Genomic DNA, 5169 nt, shown 5'->3' on the forward strand with positions numbered 1-5169 from the left:
TTCCAAGCATAAACCTATAATCATGTCTGTTGGAATGGCAACAGAGGAAGAGATAAGGGAAGCTCTTGATGCTATACACAGCCAGGGCAACGACCAGGTAGCAATCCTTAAATGCTGCAATGTATATCCTACTGTATCATCAGATCTTAACCTTAAGACTATTCCTGATATGATCAATAAGTTTGGAGTTCCTGTGGGACTTTCTGATCATTCTATGGGATATGCGGCAGCAGTTGGAGCGGCAGCACTTGGAGCAAGAGTTATAGAAAAGCATTTTTGCATTTCAAGAGACTATAAGACAGCAGATAGTGCTTTTTCCATGGAACCAGATGAATATAAGAGCATGGTCGAGAATGTAAGAGCCGTTACGACTGCACTTGGAGAGGTTCATTACGGACCTACAGACAATGAGATATCATCCGGAGAATTCGGCGACAGAAGGTCACTCTTTGTAGTTGAGGACATAAAGGCTGGCGAAGAGATCACTTCCAAAAACGTAAGAAGCATACGTCCAAATGCAGGACTTGCGCCCAAATATTATGATGATATTTTGGGAAAACACGCTAAAGCAGATATTAAGCGTGGTACCCCAATGGCATTTGAGCTCGTAGAGTGAGAAAATATAGTTTTTTGCACAAAACAAAACATGGATTGTTAACTCCAAAGAAAAATATCATGTCAGATAAAGATTAAGGACCACATTTTATGAAAATCGGGATAAGAGCTGACATCAATGAGACGGTTGCTACAGGCCATTTCATGAGATGCGCTACAATTGCAGATGAACTTGTAAGAAAAGGTGCTGATGTCATCTTCTATAGTGCTGATGATGGCATAGCTTCTTTTGCCACAGAAAGAGGATTTTCATACAAGGTGCTTGGAAGCAGATGGGATGACCTTAATACTGAGATTTCGCTACTTGGCAGCATGAAAGAGTGCGATGCAATCCTGCTTGACACCTACTATGTGACCAAAGAGTATTTTGATGCATTAAAAGAGCTTGGACCCAAGATCATCTATATTGATGATATACATAAGTTTCATTACAAGGCAGATGCCATAATCAATTACAGCCCAAGCCACACAGAATATGATTATAAAGGTGAATACGAGACGGATGGGACAAGGCTATGTCTTGGAACAGACTATGTGCCTTTAAGACCGCAGTTTTCAACTTATAATGATATAGACCATGAGGGCAACGATTTCAGGATATTCATAACCTCCGGAGGAATGGATACCTTCGGTATATGTGAAAAGATAATAAGGAACATCAAGGAACTTGATGCTGGTTCCAAAATCGTCCTCCTTGCAGGTAGGTCTTACAAGATAAGCGACTACTTAAAGAGTCTTGTAAAAGAGTCATTTTTGGAGATTCATCAGAATGTGAGCGACGTGGCTAGTATCATGAGATCCTGCGATATAGGTATAACACCTGCAGGAACAACTCTTTATGAACTTAGCGCCTGCAAGGTTCCGTCCATATCCTATACTTTTACTGATAACCAGATGGCGGATGCTCACTTTTTTGACCAAAAAGGACTTATTGCATACTGTGGCGATTTTAGAAATGGTGAGAAGCAGTTTACAGACAGCCTTAATGAAAAGATTGCTGATCTTAAAACTAAGACTGCAGCTCAGAGACAAGCGCTTGGAAACAGAATGCATGACATGATAGATGGAAGAGGAGCAGAGAGAATTGCAGAGGCGATTCTTGATGAAGCTAATTAAAAACTTAAACTTCGCACATAAAAACGAACTGTGATCCTTGAAAATTTGATACTTTGGGCAGCCTGTAAAGGATTTTCTTGTCATAAAAATCTTATAATTCAAGGCTTAATATCTGGAATTTTATATTCTGGGATCCAAACTCGCTTACGCTCAGACAGGTGGATCCCAAACAGAATATAAAACTCCATCTATTAAACTCTTGAATTAAATAAGATTTTTAAAGAACGCGAAAATCCTTTACAGGCTGCCCGATGTATCAAATTTTCAAGGAAATTAGTTTTTTCTAATGTGCGAAGTTTGAGTTAATAGTACTAATTAAAACAAAAGTATGGACTACTCGGGAAAAATTATAATTAAAGTCCCGGACTAAATAAGGTAACTAGTATGAATAAATCAATTTTTATATTAGGCGGAAGTATGCTTCAGATGCCTACAATACTGAAAGCTAAAGACAGGGGTCTGTACGTATATGTTCTTGACTATGACCCTGAATGTGATGCAAGAGATGTTGCTGACAAGTTCCTTCTTATAAGTACTATCGATAAGGAAGCGGTACTTGAAGCAGCAAAGGAATATAAGCCTGACTATATCATGACTTCAACAAGTGATATGCCTGTAAGGACAGCTTCATGGGTTAATGAGAAGCTTGGGAGAAAAGGCGGAATTTCTTACGAAGATTCCATATGCGCAACAGATAAGTCAATGATGCGCCTTAGGATGAAGGAGAAGGGCGTTCCTGTTCCTGACTTTTATATACTTGAGAGCTTTGAAGATTTTGAAGCTCTTATTAAAGACCTTCCTGATACGCTTCAAAAGGTGTTCGTATTAAAACCTGCAGATAATGCTGCAAGTAGGGGCGTAAAGCTTGTAGATGCCAATGACCTTGATGCTGATAAAGCAAAAGAGCTTTGGGACTTTACAAGTCAGTATTCAAGAGGTGGAAGAGTTCTTGCAGAAGAATACATGGAAGGACCTGAAGTTAGCGTAGAGTCAGTTACTGTAAATGGTATCACGCATATAATCACTATTACAGATAAGAAAGTAACTCATGTGCCTTATTTTGTTGAGACAGGACATACTGAGCCTAGCAGACTGTCAAAAGATGAACAGGAAGATATAGAGAAAGTTGCCCTTGCCGCAATAAAGGCTGTAGGAATCATAAATGGGCCGTCCCATACTGAGATCAAGGTTACAAAGACAGGGGCAAAGCTTGTGGAAATAGCTGCAAGACTTGGAGGAGACTTTATCACATCCCGCCTTGTCCCATTATCAAGCGGTGTTAACTTAAATGAGTGCGAGCTTGATGCGGTACTTGGTAACGAACCATCCTGGAAGAGAGTTATCACTAAAGGATCTGCTATAAGATTCATTCCGGCAAAGGAAGGCAGAATAGATAAGATTCAGGGAATTGATGAAGCTAAAGCCATGCCAGGAGTTGAGGAAGTTGTCCTTTATAAGAAAGAAGGAGATATAGTTCCTCCTCTTCATTCAAGCTCTGACAGGGTAGGGCATGTAATTGCTACAGGAAAAGATGCTGACGAAGCAGAAAGAAACTGCGAAGAAGCGCTGTCAAGAATAAATCTGATCATAGAGTCATAACGCGCTGCGAGGATATATATGTACGAAATAGGAAGTGAATTTAATTATATAGATAAAGAAAAATATAGTGCTGATGACATTACCCGCATGTATGACGGCTTTGGAGATGTCAGCTTTCTTCGCTGCGGACGTGATGCAATAGGATTTGTCTGCGAGGATATAAAGCTTGAAGATATAGAACCATTAAATGAATCAAACACATCAAATGGCTCAAGCTCATTAAATGTCTCAAGCTCATCAAATGGATCAAACTCATCAAACTCATTAAATACAGTAGCGGCATCTATTGCTTCAGACGTTTCATATAATTATGTTGCGCTTCTTCCTGCCCTTTGCTGCGATTCCATGTACAGACCTTTTGAAGTTCATGGCATGAAGGTCCTTTTTTATGGAATAAATGAAGATCTGTCTGTTAACAGGCAGAGCCTTAAAAAGCTAATAGATGATGTATACAAAAATGGCGATGATAATCTCAAAGTGATCGTCCTTACAGCAGTCTACTATGGCATTACCGATATTAAAGAGCTTGATGCATATATTAAATCTATAGATTCAAGTATCATAGTAATAGAGGATGTAACACAGGGAGTCCTTGCGCCTACAGAGTTCGACAAGGAAAACGCCGACTATGTTATAGGAAGCATCCGCAAGTGGATGGGCCTTCCTGACGGCGCAGTTGCGATCAAGAACCGTTATGCACAGGGAAAAAATGTATCGTTTAGATTAAAACCCATGAAGGGCGAAAATTCTTTTGCCACAGAAAGATCCAAAGCTTTAAGAATGAAAACTCAGTATCTTGAAAACGGTGATCAGGATCTTAAAGCTAAGTTCAGAGCCCTTCTTGGACATGCAGAGGATACCCTTACAGACGGATCTGACATATACGAAATGTCTGATGAAAGCAGAGAATATCTTAAAAGCATACCGGTTAAGAATATGGTGTCTACAAGAAACAATAATTATGATACACTATATGAGCTTTTGGATAAATCTGTCTACAATAACAGATATTTTAAGCTGTTCCCACATAGAATGGCTCAAAATCCAGCATTTATGCTGCCTGTACTGATGGATACAGATAAGATAAGTAAGGATTTAAAAACGGCTGGAAGTATAGACAGAGACGGATTTGAAAGAATCCTGGCATCTAAAGGTATATATGCGCCTGTCTTGTGGCCTGTTTGCGACGAGGCTGCAATAGCAGATCCTATGTCCAAAAAGATAGCAGATCATATCCTGTGCTTCTGGATAGATCAAAGATATGACCGCTTTGATATGGTGCATAGTGCAGAATGCTTTGAAGCAGTATTAAGAGAGCTTGTTGGATGAGGATTAAATTTGAGAACTCTCCTGAATACATAAAACATGTTTTAGTTCTATGAACTTTGTAAATGGATTAAATTTATGAGCTTTTCTGAATATGTAAAGCAGTTTTTAGCTTTTGATTTTGATTAGAGGATTAAGATGCACGAAAGAATATATGTATGCCACACCTTTTATCATGTATATGTGGCATGTCTTAAGGAATTTCATATTTTACATAAAACAGGCCTTGAGGGATCGACCGCGTCTTATGGAAGCAGCGCAGCAGGCCGCGCAACTTTAGTACTTTCAAAGATGTCCAACAAGTTTGGCACTATGGTTCAAAGAGCCAGAGAATGCGGACTTTTTGAGGAAGTAATAGAGTATGATGAAAAAGAAGATACTTTTTTCCCAGAGTTAAAGCCCTTAAGGACTAACACAGGAAGTCTTGTTAAGAACATGATCAACAGGATCAAGTTCTGTAAGAGATTTGGTCAGCTTCAGGAGAAGTATATTCCGGTTGATTTCAAGAAATAC

Annotated in this window: 4 protein-coding genes and 1 pseudogene; all 5 read left to right on the forward strand. The window is 39.3% G+C overall.

Annotated features, from left to right (window positions below; translation table 11 throughout):
- Window positions 1-616 (forward strand): N-acetylneuraminate synthase family protein (locus K6G87_RS19040; protein WP_296840836.1); only part of this gene is annotated, 616 nt, incomplete at its 5' end.
- A gap of 89 nt (window positions 617-705) precedes the next feature.
- Window positions 706-1731, forward strand: a complete 1026-nt coding sequence (gene pseG / locus K6G87_RS19045) for a UDP-2,4-diacetamido-2,4,6-trideoxy-beta-L-altropyranose hydrolase (RefSeq protein WP_296840838.1) — start codon at window positions 706-708, stop codon at window positions 1729-1731.
- Between the two features lie 384 nt (window positions 1732-2115).
- Window positions 2116-3330, forward strand: coding sequence for an ATP-grasp domain-containing protein (locus K6G87_RS19050; protein ID WP_296840841.1), 1215 nt, complete (start codon window positions 2116-2118; stop codon window positions 3328-3330).
- 18 nt (window positions 3331-3348) lie between these two features.
- Window positions 3349-4659, forward strand: coding sequence for a hypothetical protein (locus tag K6G87_RS19055; protein ID WP_296840844.1), 1311 nt, complete (start codon window positions 3349-3351; stop codon window positions 4657-4659).
- A gap of 135 nt (window positions 4660-4794) precedes the next feature.
- Window positions 4795-5169: pseudogene (locus K6G87_RS19060) on the forward strand (hypothetical protein); the annotation flags it as partial.

This window comes from Butyrivibrio sp., assembly GCF_024699075.1.

Bases quoted from the DNA above. Each gene is read 5' to 3' on its own strand.
- K6G87_RS19055 (WP_296840844.1), top strand. From the start codon at position 3,349: ATGTACGAAATAGGAAGTGAATTTAATTATATAGATAAAGAAAAATAT.
- K6G87_RS19050 (WP_296840841.1), top strand. From the start codon at position 2,116: ATGAATAAATCAATTTTTATATTAGGCGGAAGTATGCTTCAGATGCCT.
- pseG (WP_296840838.1), top strand. From the start codon at position 706: ATGAAAATCGGGATAAGAGCTGACATCAATGAGACGGTTGCTACAGGC.